Annotated in this window: 13 protein-coding genes, 1 pseudogene and 1 CRISPR repeat array; of the genes and pseudogenes, 2 read left to right on the forward strand and 12 right to left on the reverse strand. The window is 46.5% G+C overall.

From position 1 onward, the window contains the following. A partial coding sequence (locus QUA77_RS26685) for an ATP-dependent Clp protease proteolytic subunit (RefSeq protein ID WP_333453560.1) occupies window positions 1–1,004 on the forward strand: 1,004 nt, incomplete at its 5' end. A 258-nt stretch (window positions 1,005–1,262) separates the two neighbouring features. Here the strand turns inward: QUA77_RS26685 and QUA77_RS26690 are convergent. Together QUA77_RS26690 and QUA77_RS26695 are read right to left on the reverse strand one after the other, a co-directional pair. After that, window positions 1,263–3,428, reverse strand: coding sequence for a ShlB/FhaC/HecB family hemolysin secretion/activation protein (locus QUA77_RS26690; RefSeq protein ID WP_333453562.1), 2,166 nt, complete (start codon window positions 3,426–3,428; stop codon window positions 1,263–1,265). 635 nt (window positions 3,429–4,063) lie between these two features. Beyond that, window positions 4,064–5,071, reverse strand: a complete 1,008-nt coding sequence (locus QUA77_RS26695) for a protochlorophyllide reductase (protein ID WP_333061150.1) — start codon at window positions 5,069–5,071, stop codon at window positions 4,064–4,066. 95 nt (window positions 5,072–5,166) lie between these two features. On the opposite strand from QUA77_RS26695, the gene QUA77_RS26700 reads away from it, so the two are divergent. Beyond that, a complete protein-coding gene (locus QUA77_RS26700) occupies window positions 5,167–5,439 on the forward strand; it encodes a hypothetical protein (RefSeq protein ID WP_333453564.1) in 273 nt (90 codons plus the stop codon). 23 nt (window positions 5,440–5,462) lie between these two features. Here QUA77_RS26700 and QUA77_RS26705 read toward each other — a convergent pair whose 3' ends face one another. From QUA77_RS26705 to cas10d, 10 genes and pseudogenes are all read right to left on the reverse strand, one after another. Beyond that, entirely contained in the window at window positions 5,463–6,581 is a 1,119-nt protein-coding gene (locus QUA77_RS26705) for an alkene reductase (RefSeq protein WP_333453566.1), read from the reverse strand. Window positions 6,582–6,617: 36 nt separating this feature from the next. Then, window positions 6,618–6,906: pseudogene (locus tag QUA77_RS26710) on the reverse strand (transposase); the annotation flags it as partial. A gap of 29 nt (window positions 6,907–6,935) precedes the next feature. Further along, window positions 6,936–7,898: direct repeats of the CRISPR family, unit length 37 nt; unit sequence GTTTCAATCCCTGATAGGGTTTTAGGTTGTTTCCGGC. 254 nt (window positions 7,899–8,152) lie between these two features. Next, window positions 8,153–8,425, reverse strand: coding sequence for a CRISPR-associated endonuclease Cas2 (cas2, locus tag QUA77_RS26715; RefSeq protein ID WP_333453568.1), 273 nt, complete (start codon window positions 8,423–8,425; stop codon window positions 8,153–8,155). A gap of 16 nt (window positions 8,426–8,441) precedes the next feature. Beyond that, window positions 8,442–9,446, reverse strand: coding sequence for a type I-D CRISPR-associated endonuclease Cas1d (gene cas1d / locus QUA77_RS26720; RefSeq protein ID WP_333453570.1), 1,005 nt, complete (start codon window positions 9,444–9,446; stop codon window positions 8,442–8,444). Window positions 9,447–9,468: 22 nt separating this feature from the next. Further along, window positions 9,469–10,062, reverse strand: a complete 594-nt coding sequence (gene cas4, locus QUA77_RS26725; RefSeq protein ID WP_333453572.1) for a CRISPR-associated protein Cas4 — start codon at window positions 10,060–10,062, stop codon at window positions 9,469–9,471. Between the two features lie 71 nt (window positions 10,063–10,133). Beyond that, complete coding sequence (locus QUA77_RS26730) at window positions 10,134–10,418, reverse strand: hypothetical protein (protein ID WP_333453574.1); 285 nt, start codon at window positions 10,416–10,418, stop codon at window positions 10,134–10,136. Between the two features lie 85 nt (window positions 10,419–10,503). After that, on the reverse strand, window positions 10,504–11,340 hold the full coding sequence (cas6, locus tag QUA77_RS26735; RefSeq protein WP_333453576.1) for a CRISPR-associated endoribonuclease Cas6: 837 nt from the start codon (window positions 11,338–11,340) through the stop codon (window positions 10,504–10,506). A 126-nt stretch (window positions 11,341–11,466) separates the two neighbouring features. Further along, complete coding sequence (gene cas5d, locus QUA77_RS26740) at window positions 11,467–12,174, reverse strand: type I-D CRISPR-associated protein Cas5/Csc1 (RefSeq protein ID WP_333453578.1); 708 nt, start codon at window positions 12,172–12,174, stop codon at window positions 11,467–11,469. Between the two features lie 5 nt (window positions 12,175–12,179). After that, window positions 12,180–13,193: a type I-D CRISPR-associated protein Cas7/Csc2 gene (cas7d, locus tag QUA77_RS26745; RefSeq protein ID WP_333453580.1), complete on the reverse strand. Its 1,014-nt coding sequence runs from the start codon at window positions 13,191–13,193 to the stop codon at window positions 12,180–12,182. Window positions 13,194–13,236: 43 nt separating this feature from the next. Continuing rightward, window positions 13,237–13,890: a type I-D CRISPR-associated protein Cas10d/Csc3 gene (gene cas10d, locus QUA77_RS26750; protein ID WP_333453582.1), complete on the reverse strand. Its 654-nt coding sequence runs from the start codon at window positions 13,888–13,890 to the stop codon at window positions 13,237–13,239. Window positions 13,891–13,935: the final 45 nt, after the last annotated feature.

The following is a 13,935-nucleotide window of genomic DNA, read 5'->3' on the forward strand; positions in this document are numbered from 1 at the left end:
GCTCAAGGGCAGCTAAGCGCATCTTATCAAAAGACAACGGCACAACAAGGCGCTGCACACCGACACCCGGAAGCGCCAGAGTGAGGCACGAACGGCGGCGCTTCCGGGTGCGGGTGAGCTTGGGCGTTAGGCTGCATTATTCCAATGAATTAGCAGGCACAAGAGATTCCAAAAACTGCAAGAATACACAAAATAGTCAACTGTTATGGCTAAAAAATGACTGGGATGGACTCAACGTTGATAATTTCAAAAGGTTTTGCACTATGAGCAGCTTAATTAAGAAGAAGCATTTTAGATACTTTCTTTTATTTTCCTCTCCCATTTTTACGGGTATTGTTATTGTTTTCAATCCTGATAGAGCTATGGGTGATATTTTAAAGCGGGGTGAAATAAGTTTAGAACTAGCTCAGGCTCCAAATACCTCTACTACAAACAGAGCTATCTGTAATTCGGATAAGAAAACTATTGAGGGACTACTTAAGAAAAGGATTGTAATCATTAGTCAACCTATAAATGATGATTTGGCAAGGACGGTTGTAGCTCAATTGCTTTACCTAGATTCTCAAGCACCAGGAAAAGATATTTATCTATACATAAATTCCCCTGGGGGTTCAGTAGCATCGGGTATGGCTATATATGATACTATGCAATCCCTTCGCTCCGATGTTGTAACACTCGGTATGGGTCTGTCGGCTTCTATGGGAAGTCTACTGTTGGCTGGAGGTACAAAGGGAAAACGTTTTGCCTTACGTCACACGCGAATTATGATTCATCAACCTTTTGCAGGTGTTCAGGGGCAGGCCAGAGATATTAAAAATCAGGAAAAAGAAATTCTCCATTTGAAAAGACAACTCACTCAGCTATTAGCAAATCTTACTGGTCAACCCTTGCAGCGAATCCTAGTCGATACCGCTCAAGATTTTGTCATGTCTGCCCAGGAAGCTAAGGGGTATGGGATTATTGATAAAGTAGTGGATAAACTACCTTTAAGCTGTCAAACATAGTCTCACTCAGCTCAAAGCCCCTAACACTTTCAATGTAGCTTTTTGAGCGTTCGTCAATTCCGTTATACCTTGAATATTCATGCCTTCATACAGCCGATCGCCCATCAACGTCCTAATACAACATCCGGTTGCGACATCCCACAGCTTAATCGTGCGATCGAGGCCGCCACTTAATAAAATTTGACGGTCAGCGCTAAAGATGAAAGTGTTGGGCGAAGCGAACCGTAGGGTTCGATCGCACTCAACCCAACTTAAAATTTAGAAAGCAAAGTAATTAATCCGAAAGTATAAGCCTTTTTCCTGCAAAGTTCGATCGCCCGATCGAGCATTGATCAAAGGAATACCGTAGTCTAAACGCACATTCAACCGATCGCCCATCTGCCAAACCAGCCCCAAACCCGCACCCAGCAGTTTATCCGACTCAGGATTCGGCTTTTCCTCCGACTGGTTCCACCCTACCCCAAAATCGATAAACGGAGCGATTTGTAACAATCCTTCGACTTCCGGGACACGCCAAACCGGGATTCGGACTTCTGCAGACGCGATCGCACCGCTATCAGTTAACAGCAAATCTTGGCGGTATCCGCGAACGCTTTGAACGCCGCCGATCCCAATTTGTTCTAGGGAAAGCAGGGGGCGATCGGCTAATTGAATATCGGAACGCACTATCAGCAAGGTTTCTGGCGCTAGCAGCCGCACGTACTGGGCTTGTCCGCGCCACGCCAAAAAGCGGCTGTCGGGCCCGCTATCGTTCGCAGTAGCGCCGAACAAATTAGTGCCGAGGGAGAATTGCGATCGCGCCGCGAACACTTGGTTGGAACTCCGCTGCACGTATTCTTGAAAAAAGCGCACAGCCGAAACCCGGGTTTCGCCGCGCTCATTTGCTCCCGCCGAAAGCGCAAATCGTTCCCCCGACAGGAATGTGTCGCTTTCTTGTCGCGAAAAACTCAGTCCCAAAGCCAAAGTGCGATCGGGCTTTTCGACAATCGGCTGGCGGTAAGTTAACTCGTAAGTCCGCGATTTCCCCTCAATTTCAGCAGCATCAAACGGTTCCTCGATGATGTTGGTGCTAGCAGCACTCGCAGCGAACCCAATCGTGCCGTTGCGCGCGTTGACGGGGACTGTGTAGCTGCCGTTGAATTCATTGCTGCCGTCGGTGTTAGCATAAGATACCTCTAGTCCGTCGCCCAAACCGAGCAAATTTGCTTGATTGATGCGAACACCGCGCCGAAAACTGCCGACGCTGGGCGATCGGTTGTTGTCTGCGAACACTTCACCGTTAAAGCTGTCTGCTTCTTTTACCCGCACTTCTAAACGGCTGTTTTCCGGGCGGCTTCCGGCTTGCAATTCGGCGGAAATATTGCCAATTAAGGGGTCGAGTTGCAGCAATTGCAAGGCTTCTAGCAGACGATCGCGATTCAGAGGGCGTCTGGTGGCGCGCTCAAGGCGCGATCGCACGTAATTGGAATTTAAGCGCCTGTTTCCAGTAATCACAATTTCATCTAATCCGCCTTCTACAATCCGAATTTTCACCACACCTCCGTCTCTCGGAAAGCTTTGGTTGGCGAGAATTACAGCGCCGGAATTGAGGTATCCTGCCGCTACATATTTTTGAGTGACGGCTGCTTCGGCTGCGATCAGTTCGGCAAAGGTGATTTCCCGGCCCGCAAACTGTTGTGTAACTTCTGCGAGTTCGCGATCGCTAAAAGCTGTGTTGCCCTCAAATTCAAAGCCAGCGACCTTAATTGTACCTGGAATACCTGGTCTAATTTCGCTTTCAACGGGCGTTGGCTGGGTGGGTTGGAGGGGAGACGGCGCAGGCGGTTGCGGCGGCTCAGGAGCTGGTAATTCGGGTTCTCGCGGCAGAATTGGGTTGGGCAGTTGGGCCAGATGCGAGGCTCGATCGATACCCAAATCAATTTTTTGTCGGTCAATATTTTCTTCTAGCTTTTGATCTGAGTTAAAAAGCTCGGTTTCTTGAGTTTTTGTGCTGAAAGTGCGATCGGTCTGAGATGTGGCACCATTGTCAATAAGCCTTTTACGGGCGGGCAGGATGCCCACCCCACAAGAAAACTCACTCCCTGTGGAACAGGCATCTTGCCTGTTCTTGAGAATGGTGTCAGATTTCACATCGACTGAATTTGCCGCAGACGGCGGTAAGTCGGGAGTTTCCGCCGCCACCGATCGTTCTGACTCTGTGGGTAACTGCGTTTCCTCGTCTTTTATCGGCAAGTCTTCGCCTTTGTCAAAAGTGGTATCGTTGGGGGCTAATGCTCGATCGCCTCCGCTGCTGACTGCTGCCAAATCCTCAACATTTGAGGTCAAAATTTCAACGGAGCTAGCGGATGTTTTCGCTGGTTTTCCCAGCCAAACTAACCCAAAAATTCCAGCGAGTAAAAATATTTTTTGTGAGCGACAAGCCATAGGATCTAATTATTATCTCGCTTAAGTGGGGGAAAATATTTTCAGGAAGTGAGCACCCTCAAGTAAAAATCAATCTTAACAGCAAAAAAGGAAACAGCCGACGCAGCCAACAGTTTCGGCGACGCTACAAACCAAAAGGTTGATCGACGGCTGTTCACTTCCCAAGACTTACGCATCAAACGGGTTCTTATCCGAAAAAATATCGTGTAAGTCGATCGTAAACGGTAAAAAAAACCAATTTTTTTTGTTGCAAAACCTACGCTTTCATGCTAATGGCGCAACCAGAACAGTCCTGCACGCCAGGGTAAACCAGAAACCGGGTTGTGTCCGAAAAGACGCGCTACAACTGAGATATGGCACCCTTCTCAATAATCTTTTTATGAAAAGGCAAGATGCCTGTTCCACAAGAGATGAATTTTCTTGTGAAACAGGCATTTTGCCTGTTCTTAATAATAGTGCAAGATGTGAGTTACAGCCTGCAGAGCCACTAAAAAACCCGGTTTCTTTAATTTTGGTGCATCATACCAAATCCAACTTTAATACCCCCTTTATTATTGAGTCCGCGTCTACCCACATCCTGTGCGTAGACGCCGTTTCAACTGCCAAGCCCGATCGAGGGGATTTGTAACTTTGAATTATGCAGAGCGGCCCGCACTAGCTGCAGCACCCATTTGAGCCCCATCAGTCAATCCCACCAACTTAGCGCTCAACTCCCACATCCGCTCGCCTTTTTCATCATCGCGGGCCTGGGGAGAAACCTTTTGCACAAAAGACTTACCATCTTTTTTCTGGCGATTCCCCCAACTCCAATAAGCCCCAGATTGCTTGTATTCGGGATCGGCAACCACCATCGCCAGCCTTTCCCCCGCCAACTCCTGAGACACATAACCGCCGGTGATATTCTTCTGAAACAGCGGGAACAGCTTCTGAAACAAAGGATAGTGGTTGCGGAACAGCGGCGTATCAGCAACGCATCCCGGATACAGCGAAGTGAAAGTAATCCCCGTGGATTCATGAAAACGGCGGTGCAATTCCCGCATCGTCAGCACGTTGCAAACTTTGCTATCTTTGTAAGCCTTGACCGGTTCAAACTTCTTGCCGTCAGCCATCGAAATCGGGTCTTTGAAACCCGCTTCAAAACCCTCAAAATTGCCCAAATCCGGGCGCGGCGGAATCTTCCCGCCCAACTCGTCTGGATTGTGAGTCACGGTTCCCAAAATCACGATTCTCGCATCGGAATAATAGGAAGGCTTCATATTTTCCATCATCAGGTTGCACAGCAGGAAATGACCCAGGTGATTGGTAGTCATCGTCAACTCGTAACCCTCCGGGCTCCGCAGCGGTTCCTTAATCAAAGGCATATAAATGGCGGCGTTGCACACCAAAGCGTCCAGAGGCCTGCCGCTGGCCTTAAATGCGCGAGCAAACCGGCGCACGCTCTCCAAATCGCCCAAGTCAATCTCCATGATGGAGAAACTGCCTTCAGGTATGCCCAACTCGCGGGCGGCGTCTCCGGCTTTCCGCACGTCCCGACAGGCCATGACTACGTGCCATCCTTTGTCTGCGAGAGCTTTCGCGCCGTACAAACCGACGCCGGAGGAAGCGCCGGTAATGATAACCGTTGATTTGTGATTTTGTGCCATCTTGTTAAAAGCGCTTCCGCTATTGATTTTTTTCAGGCACTCAAACGCTGAGCTAGCAGCTTGGATGTTTAGAAGTACCCTATGGTTATTAGGATATGGGGAAACGTTCTCGATCTCAACTGGGAGCCTCTCAGTTTTGCAGCCAAGCTAGAAATTGGAGGCCGGAGACAGGAGGCAGGAGGCAGGAGGCAGAAGCCAGGAGGCAGGAGGCAGAAGAAGTGTTTTTACAAATAGGAGATGCTCGCTCTCAACGGGCGATGAAAATTAAATATAGCTCCAACTCCGACTCCTATTTTGAGAAATTAACCGTAAATCTTTTAGGGGCGGGTTCACCATTATATATGATGCACGTACTCGGTATTTATTGATAAACCCGCCCCAACCAACTCAATTAAGAAATAGCTGCTGGTTCCTGATAGGTAGGGAAATCGATATAACCTTCAGGCCCAAAAGAATACCAGACGCCGACTTCAGCAGGCGGATTGAGCGGCCAACCATTAGTAAAACGCTCTACCAAATCGGGATTGCTGATAAAATCCCGACCAAAAGCAATTAAATCCGCAACTTGGCTGCTCAGGGCCGTTTCAGCCTGTTCTTGAGTATATCCGCAGTTGCCGACGAGCGGCCCTGCAAACACATCGCGAAACTCTGCTATCATCATCGGCGTTCCCAATTCATGAAAGCCAAAAGCCAAACCGTCCACCAAGTGAAGGTAAGCTAAATCATAGGCATTTAACTGCCCCGCGAAATACAGAAAATCTTCGCGATATTCGGGAGAACCCATATCATTGAAAACACCGTTGGGAGAAAGTCTAACTCCTACTTTGTTTGCCGGAAATACTGTGATAATCGCCTCGACAATTTCCTTAAGAAAACGGTAACGGTTTTTAACTGTGCCGCCATAGGAATCTGTGCGGTGATTGGTTTTGGTTTGCAGGAATGTGTCAATGAGATAGCCGTTGGCCGCGTGAATTTCTACACCGTCAAAACCTGCCATTTTGGCTCGTTCGGCCGCCTTGCGATAATCTTCTACAACCAGGGAGATTTCATCTGTTTCTAGAGCGCGGGGGGTTTCGTAGGGTTGTTTGCCCACAGGGGTATGAATGCCTTCTCCGTTTATTTTGATGGCAGAGGCTGCAACTGGCAATTGATTGTTTTCATGAAAACTGCTGTGGGAAGCTCGTCCGCAGTGCCAAAGCTGCATGAAAATCGGTGTTTCGCGGGCATGAACCGCAGTCACAATTTGTTTCCAAGCTTCGCCTTGCTCGTCTGAATAAATACCGGGCGTATTGAGCCAACCATTAGCTTGAGTAGAAACCACTGTGGCTTCTGTAATGATTAAACCAGCGGAGGCTCGCTGAGTGTAATACTCTGCCATCAAGGCGTTTGGCATCCGCGTTTCACCGGCTCTAGCTCTCGTTAGGGGTGCCATGACTACCCGATTTTTTAAGGGTAAATCTCCGATTTTGAAGGGACTCAGTAGGAGTGGAGAAGTTGTTTGATTGGTCATAATTTTGGTATTTTTTCAATTGAATAATCTGGGAAATCACATATAGCAACTGCCCGTGTTAGGATGCAAGGCGCAAGACATCCAAGAATTGCCAAAACGCAAGCAATCAAACTGATCGAGGTGTTTACGAATTTGACTTTTTAGCCAAGACTCTTCTTTGTTCAATTTTGTTAAACTCTGGAGAGTATGGGGGTAAATATAATAGTCTACACCCTGCTGTTTGAATCAATTCCTGAATCCGACCACTTTTATCAAATGTGAGATTATCTATGACCACCACCTGTGCTGTGACAAGTGTTGGAAGTAAACTTGTTTCTAGCCCAAGAGATGAGTAAGGAGATGGATAGCTGGGAGGTTTCAATCCCTGATAGGGTTTTAGGTTGTTTCCGGCTCTACCAATACCTCTACATCCACAATGTCATGCGTTTCAATCCCTGATAGGGTTTTAGGTTGTTTCCGGCTTGAATCGGTGTGCGAGCGTCCTACGGCGGGTATCGGTTTCAATCCCTGATAGGGTTTTAGGTTGTTTCCGGCGCTAATTTCAGACTCGATTAGACCGGGGTTGCGTTTCAATCCCTGATAGGGTTTTAGGTTGTTTCCGGCCTATCCGGCGGTGATTTAGAAGAGGGTTATGCCAATGTTTCAATCCCTGATAGGGTTTTAGGTTGTTTCCGGCAGGATGGATTAGTTGAGCTAGGGGATGATGGTAGTTTCAATCCCTGATAGGGTTTTAGGTTGTTTCCGGCTGAATTTGAGCAGCTTAGTTTTCTTAGTAGCAAATGTTTCAATCCCTGATAGGGTTTTAGGTTGTTTCCGGCAAGGTACTGGTCAGTGACTAATGATTGGTCACTGTTTCAATCCCTGATAGGGTTTTAGGTTGTTTCCGGCGTTAGCCAAAATTTTAACAAGCATAGACAGCGGGTTTCAATCCCTGATAGGGTTTTAGGTTGTTTCCGGCTGTTGATAATGCTCTTGTCTTATCTCCAATTTTGTTTCAATCCCTGATAGGGTTTTAGGTTGTTTCCGGCAAACCCGTTCTCAAATTGGTGTTTAGTGTACTCGTTTCAATCCCTGATAGGGTTTTAGGTTGTTTCCGGCCCTTATGGTATGTATGATGTTGTAACTCCTGATGGCAGTTTCAATCCCTGATAGGGTTTTAGGTTGTTTCCGGCTGGTGTCTTTACCCTTGCCAGCCTTCTTGATACGCTTGGTTTCAATCCCTGATAGGGTTTTAGGTTGTTTCCGGCCCAGGATTCCGACGGATTGAATAAATCACCTTAGTTTCAATCCCTGATAGGGTTTTAGGTTGTTTCCGGCCGCCGGGGTCTGGGAGGCTTGAAATATAAGGTTTTCAAGGTTCAGTTGCGTCTGATTGCAATCAATATACCGTTTCAGCGATCGCCCCGTCAAGGGGGCAAAAATCACATAGACCTCAAACTCTCTCCCAGTAAAGCTTTCAGCATTTGCGTCTGACCCGCATGAGGTACAAACCACCGCAAACCCAGTCCTGGTAAAGCTCTTGGCCATTAAAATTCACCCCCTCCGTTCAACACCTACAGCCAGACGCAAAATCAAACCATAAAAATCGTAGTATCCAGCGGTGCCCGGCCGCCAATCCGCTCGATCTTGCCATGACAGCAAGCACACAAATAGTGAAACAGGATGCTGTCTTCTTCAGGCTTAATCACCCTACTCAGACGTTGGCGCATCCGGGCATACTCAGTATCCGTCACGTCGCAATGAAACACCGAATACTGCTTCCATTCCCCATAAGACTTGAGAATCTGGTGAATCTTAGTGCGGCGCTTGTCCTCTGATATATCGTAGCAAACCAAAACAAACATAACTTTATTGCCCTCCCTATTTCAGAACCAAAGGCGGATACTTATCAACTTCACCCATCAAATACTTAGCCATCAACCGCCCTTGAATTTCAAAAGCTTCTTGATAAGTACACAACTTTTCCATCACTGGATGCTTGAACTTTGACTGTTTCTTTTGTTCGTAAAGTCGCAAAAAATTGTGCAGCGCTTCTTTGGTCAAAGAAACCGCGCCACTTAACGGTTCTGCGGTAAAATCGCTAGGGGAAACTTTCTGCAAATTGAGCGCCGTCAACACTACAGCATCAACTACCAAAGGTCGAAATTCTTCCATCAAATCCAGCGCTAAGGAAGGACGCCCATAGCGCTCAAAATGCAAATATCCCAAATACGGATCGAATCCCACAATATTCACTGCACTTTGAACATCGTGCCGCAGCAGAGAATATCCCAAACTTAACAGAGAGTTTACCGGATCTGTAGGCGGACGGCGGCGGCGAACTTCAAAGCTAAATTCCGGCACGCGAATCAGCCGATTGAAGCAGCCAAAATAAGTCGCACTACCCGCCCCCTCTAATCCTCGCAGAGAATTAATACTCGAAGTTTTCTCAATAGAGGCGATGACTTGTTTCAAGTGGGCGATGGGCTTTTCCAAATCCTGGGGAGAATATTTGCGCTGACACTCTAACAAAGTATTGCGGTAATTCTTGAGTTTTCCCCGTACAAAACCCCTAACTAAATGCACCGCCTGTTCCGATTCCCCAGCCGCTTGCCACTGAGCTTTTCGCACAAAGATATTTTTCGTCATCTCCGGTTCCAACCTCCCCAAATAACGTCCGTTTACTGTCAAAAAACTCAAAGGAATGTGACGTTCCAACAGTTCCACAACCACAGCCGGCGAAACTGTAGCGCGTCCCAATGCAACAACGCCATCAATCTTAATTAATGGCACGTCCAAGAGATTTTTTTTATCAGCTTTAACCGTCAGACGTTCATCCACTTTGCCAATAAAAGCATCTTCTTGAGTAATGTAAACTGTTCCCATTGTGAAATCTCCTATTTGCAGATTAACTTGCTTCTTGATAGCGGTTGACTTTGGCGGCAGCTTGGGGCAGACATTGGGAAAAAAGACTGCATCCCTTACACCGAGAGGTGTAAACTGGTAAAGGGATATTTCCCGATCGCCAAAGAGCACCGACTTTTTCAATAGTTGCGATCGCCTCCTGTCTCAAACCCTCAGAAATCTCGACTAATTGCCGCTGATGCGACTGCGCGTAATATACGTATCCAGTCGCAATTGTTTTCCCCGTCATCTCTTCCAAACACAGGGCTTGCGCGCAAACTTGCAACTCATCATTATCCCATTCCCCCTTCCGCCCGCGCTTGTACTCAACGGGATAGAATTCACCATCGGTTGATTCAATCAAATCCGATTTCCCAATCAGCTTATACTTCTCAGATTTCAGCCAAATCGCCCGAACCTGCCAAGTTTCATCGCGATTAATCTCGCCCATCGTGTGAACGCGATCGTGCAAACTTGTCCCTTCAATGGTAAACTGATTATCCGTGAATTGTCCCGCACAAGACATCCGCCAGCAGCGGTGAGGACAGTAAGAATACTGGTTGAGAGTTGCGATCGAAATGTAATCAAAATCATTCATAATTTTGATGGTTTGTAGGAGATTAGTAATTGGGAATTAGTTATTCGCCAGTCCGCTAGGGGTTGAAACATTTAATTGGGCGGTGGGGGCAAAAGAATTTGAGGAATTAGTGATCTGCCAGTTATCCGCCAGTCCGCCAGTCCGCCAGGGGTTGAAACATGACCCATTTGTTTAGCGGCTAGCGACGCATCTGTTATCCGCCAGTCCGCCAGTCCGCCAGGGGTTGAAACCCCTGTCTCATAGCTAAAGTCGGTTGAAACCGACTGAAGAAGTAATTTAATCATTGATGATATTTTGAGCTTCTCGGTAACAGTAAGCGCAAAGGTTGAAACCGACTGAAGAAGTAATTTAATCATTCATTCTTGCAGTCCTCTTAAGAGGACTTTAGCTTTGAGGCAGGGGTTTCAACCCCTGGCGGACTATGGGTTTTACGTTCAGTTATCAAGAACTCTTATTAACAACAATCCGCCTAGTCATTCCCATCCCCATCGGAGTTTTTCTCCCCACCCCGCAGTAAACAGCAAAATCAGCCAAAGCATTAATTTGCTTAATCACTAAAGGCTCCACATCTCCCAAAATCCGATAACTAACCTCCCCAACCATGCCGACAAAATCGCTTTGATAGTTAGTCAATCTTTCACTTTTGATATTGACAAAAGTCGAAAAAAGTGCATCGAATGACTGATCGGGAATTGCGATCGGGCTGTACTTATTCCACCGACTGAGGAGACTGTTAAAAACGCAGTCTCTAGTAGGAATCACCGAATCAAATTTTCCCTGTCGAAAGGTAGTAGGAGTCGCAAAACTGAAGGCAATTAAGCGATTAGTTTCGGAAGCGCGAGCGTACAATTGAGAGTAATCGCAAGCATTAGCCCAAGGCTGATCTACTTGGGGCGTTCCGAGAATCTTAGTAATCATCAAATCGGCGGGCCCCAGATGCCACGGCTTCGAGGGATTGAGATTCAGCCAAAGATTAGTTAATTTGCCGAATAGAGTGTCATCAAGCAGAGTAATCCGCCACCAACAGAGGGTATGTTCTGGAATCGGTTCTGTGTGTTCCCATTGCAGGAAATGGTGTTTTTTGAAAGGGGATTTTTTAGTTTGCAAAGGGCTGAGGGTGAAGGATTTTTGGGCGGTGGCATCGTGGAGGCGATCGCCGAGTTTTTTGTCAACCGAGCTCACGAGGGTGAGGAAGAGGGCGTGCAGGTGTCTTCCGGTGAGGTATCCGGGGGGAATTGGGGCCAGGGGGAGGAGGTTGAGGACGAGGCTGTGCGGCATATTGGTTAATGGTTAAAAGAGGTGTGAATTAGCCGAGAAGTTTTCCCTGGTTTCTCGTTTTCTCATTTCTCGTTTCTCGTTCCCAGGTTCTACCTGGGAACGCATTTCTAGAGGATCTACCTCCTATTAATCGGCTCGAAAGCGGTATTCCATACACGCCGGAATTTTGAGTTGGTCAAAGTCGTAACATCGCCCTAGCATTTTGACATTTTGGATGAGGCTAACTGGGGGCATATTAACCACATCGTAGCTAATCACTTGATGGGAAAACATCACGTCTAAAGGGTTGAGAAGATAGGGAAAGATGAAATCTGTTTCTGAGGGCGATCGCTTCACTTCCTTCTGTTCTACAATTTCGACTGCTGCTTTGCTCATCCACTTTCCCAAACGTATCCAATTTGCCAGTTTCAGAGACTTCTCTGAGATTAGGAAAAACTCAAATTTGCTTTCCGGCCCAATTTCTTTAGTTCTTCCAAAACTAGGGATATTTTTCTGGGTTTTCTCCATTTCAACGTGATAGTTGTTGTTGGCGTATTTCCAAGTGTTGAGAGTGGAGGAGTGGGAGATCGATCGCGCCGGAGTAACATAAATCCCCTGTTGGTTGAGCGCCGTTAAATGTTGCTCGTATTTAGGAACTTGTTCGGGACAGAAATAGCGATAGGAATCTTCTTCTGCAACGGTGGTGGAATAGATTTCGCTATCCACCAAACCGAGGGCGTAACAAAGCGCGTAATTGTGAATTACTGGCTCGGTTTCGTAAAGTCTCCCTATCTCGCGAGTTGCAAAATAAAGGCTATCGTGCAACTCGATTTGACAGCGGTAAATAAAAGCCACGATTTTTACTCCGTAGGTGCAACTGCTTTCTTACCTTTCTTGCCTTTTTCAGAACTCTTTAAGATATGTTTCTGAGCATAAGCTGTTGATTCGGTATTAGCTTGAGTCAGCATTGCTTGCAGTTTAGTTTCATCGCTGGCAATCGATTTTACTTCGGTCAAAAGGCTATTAAAAGATTCCCCTATAAAATCGCGGTGCGAGATGCACTCTCCATCCATCAGTTCAGAAATTGCTTGATTTGCATGAGTCAAAACATCATTTTCATTAAGAGGATCTGGGGGATTAATTTGCCCAGCAGCGCTCATCAAATCGTAAATTTTTTGAGTCCATCGCAGATTGCTAACAATCTCTCCATCAGCAAAAATCACTCCGATCAATTCATTGCGAACTCGACCCGTGCGAGTAGTTTGCGCCCCGTAGTGCCGCGTTCGGAGAATGTTGTTAAAAACGTAGATAAAACCTGTTTCTGTCGGGTCTTTCAACGTTACAATGCTGGGAAAAAAGACTTGAGGCAAAATGTGGTCTTGACTGTTAATGCGACTGGTAACTTCCCCCTGACGGCTCATTGTTCCACTTTCAAACGGTGCATTGAGGGTGAAATTGAGGTGAGAATCGTCGAAGGGAGTGATGGAATAAGCAGTGTCTACAACAACCTTGGATTTCTCAGAACCAGAATCCCCGATTGCAAAACCGTACAAAATACAATCAGGAGTAGTTTTACTAAAATCAACGTTGTAATCGCACTTTTCCCAATCGCCAATTTTGTAGTTTCGCAGCAATTCTCGTCCGGTTAAACGTTCGGGTGTAGACTGTTTCCGCTTAAACATTGCTAAACGGCTGATGTGCGTTTTGTCTTCAATCCCAGCACTTACTCTGGCTTTATTCAATTCGCCGTCAGTCTGAAACAGTGGATAAGATTCGGTGACGCGGATGGTGATAAAATGAGCGTATTTTCCCATCGGTTTTGCGGGAATTTCATCGTGAAAAAATTTAGAATCGAGAGTTTTCAGAAATTTCATCGTTGTTTCTCCAGTACAAGTTGATTGAAAAAAAGCGGATAATTTAGGCTAATTCTGTTTCTGCTTCGGGAACTTCATCAGGTTCTTCCTGCTTGCGCTCCCTGCGTTCTTTGTCATCTTCCAAGCGATAAAGGTAATCGCAAGTATCCCGGATTAAGTTGAGTTGAGTGCCTGCTAAACGCGCGCGATCGCCCTTCAAACTTCCATTGAAAATCACCTCCACAAAATACTTAGCAAAATCATAAATTGCTTGCCGTTCTTCCTCAGAATTCAAAGCAGGTTTCCACTTCCCATCAACAAAAGCAAGTGTCGGTTTTCCTTCGGCAGCCCGCCGCCGCACGTTATTCATCAGCTTTGACAAACGCCCGGCCACAATATCTGTTAAAGATTCGGTATTGTTGGCTAAAGCTTTGTCAAATTTCAGAATAACGTCAGCAGCTTCGTCAATAGGTTTCAGCACAGCATTAGCTTTCGCATATTGACTTTTTGCCCGATAAAAGCGGCGGTACAGTTCGGTCAATTCTCGCATTTGATTCACGGTTTTTCCCTCCGGTTCAAAGTAGTAGTAAAAATTTAGGTACAGGCGGATTTTGGCAAGGGGTACGGACTCAATTTTGTCTTGTTTCCGCAGCCATTTATTCAGGTAGTGAAAGACATAAAGAGGACAGGGTAAGAGCATCTCAATTAGGCTTGACACAAGGACTCAGAAGAATCTAATGTAGGGTCAATAAAACAAGAAAAG

It is taken from the genome of Microcoleus sp. K5-D4, from assembly GCF_036704575.1.
Lineage (GTDB): Bacteria > Cyanobacteriota > Cyanobacteriia > Cyanobacteriales > Microcoleaceae > Microcoleus.

What these genes read in the sequence shown, in the direction of transcription:
- cas4 (WP_333453572.1), bottom strand. Translation starts at nt 10,062, where the DNA reads ATGAATGATTTTGATTACATTTCGATCGCAACTCTCAACCAGTATTCT.
- QUA77_RS26700 (WP_333453564.1), top strand. Translation starts at nt 5,167, where the DNA reads ATGGGGAAACGTTCTCGATCTCAACTGGGAGCCTCTCAGTTTTGCAGC.
- QUA77_RS26690 (WP_333453562.1), bottom strand. Translation starts at nt 3,428, where the DNA reads ATGGCTTGTCGCTCACAAAAAATATTTTTACTCGCTGGAATTTTTGGG.
- QUA77_RS26695 (WP_333061150.1), bottom strand. Translation starts at nt 5,071, where the DNA reads ATGGCACAAAATCACAAATCAACGGTTATCATTACCGGCGCTTCCTCC.
- QUA77_RS26730 (WP_333453574.1), bottom strand. Translation starts at nt 10,418, where the DNA reads ATGATTAAATTACTTCTTCAGTCGGTTTCAACCTTTGCGCTTACTGTT.
- cas1d (WP_333453570.1), bottom strand. Translation starts at nt 9,446, where the DNA reads ATGGGAACAGTTTACATTACTCAAGAAGATGCTTTTATTGGCAAAGTG.
- cas2 (WP_333453568.1), bottom strand. Translation starts at nt 8,425, where the DNA reads ATGTTTGTTTTGGTTTGCTACGATATATCAGAGGACAAGCGCCGCACT.
- QUA77_RS26705 (WP_333453566.1), bottom strand. Translation starts at nt 6,581, where the DNA reads ATGACCAATCAAACAACTTCTCCACTCCTACTGAGTCCCTTCAAAATC.
- cas7d (WP_333453580.1), bottom strand. Translation starts at nt 13,193, where the DNA reads ATGAAATTTCTGAAAACTCTCGATTCTAAATTTTTTCACGATGAAATT.
- cas6 (WP_333453576.1), bottom strand. Translation starts at nt 11,340, where the DNA reads ATGCCGCACAGCCTCGTCCTCAACCTCCTCCCCCTGGCCCCAATTCCC.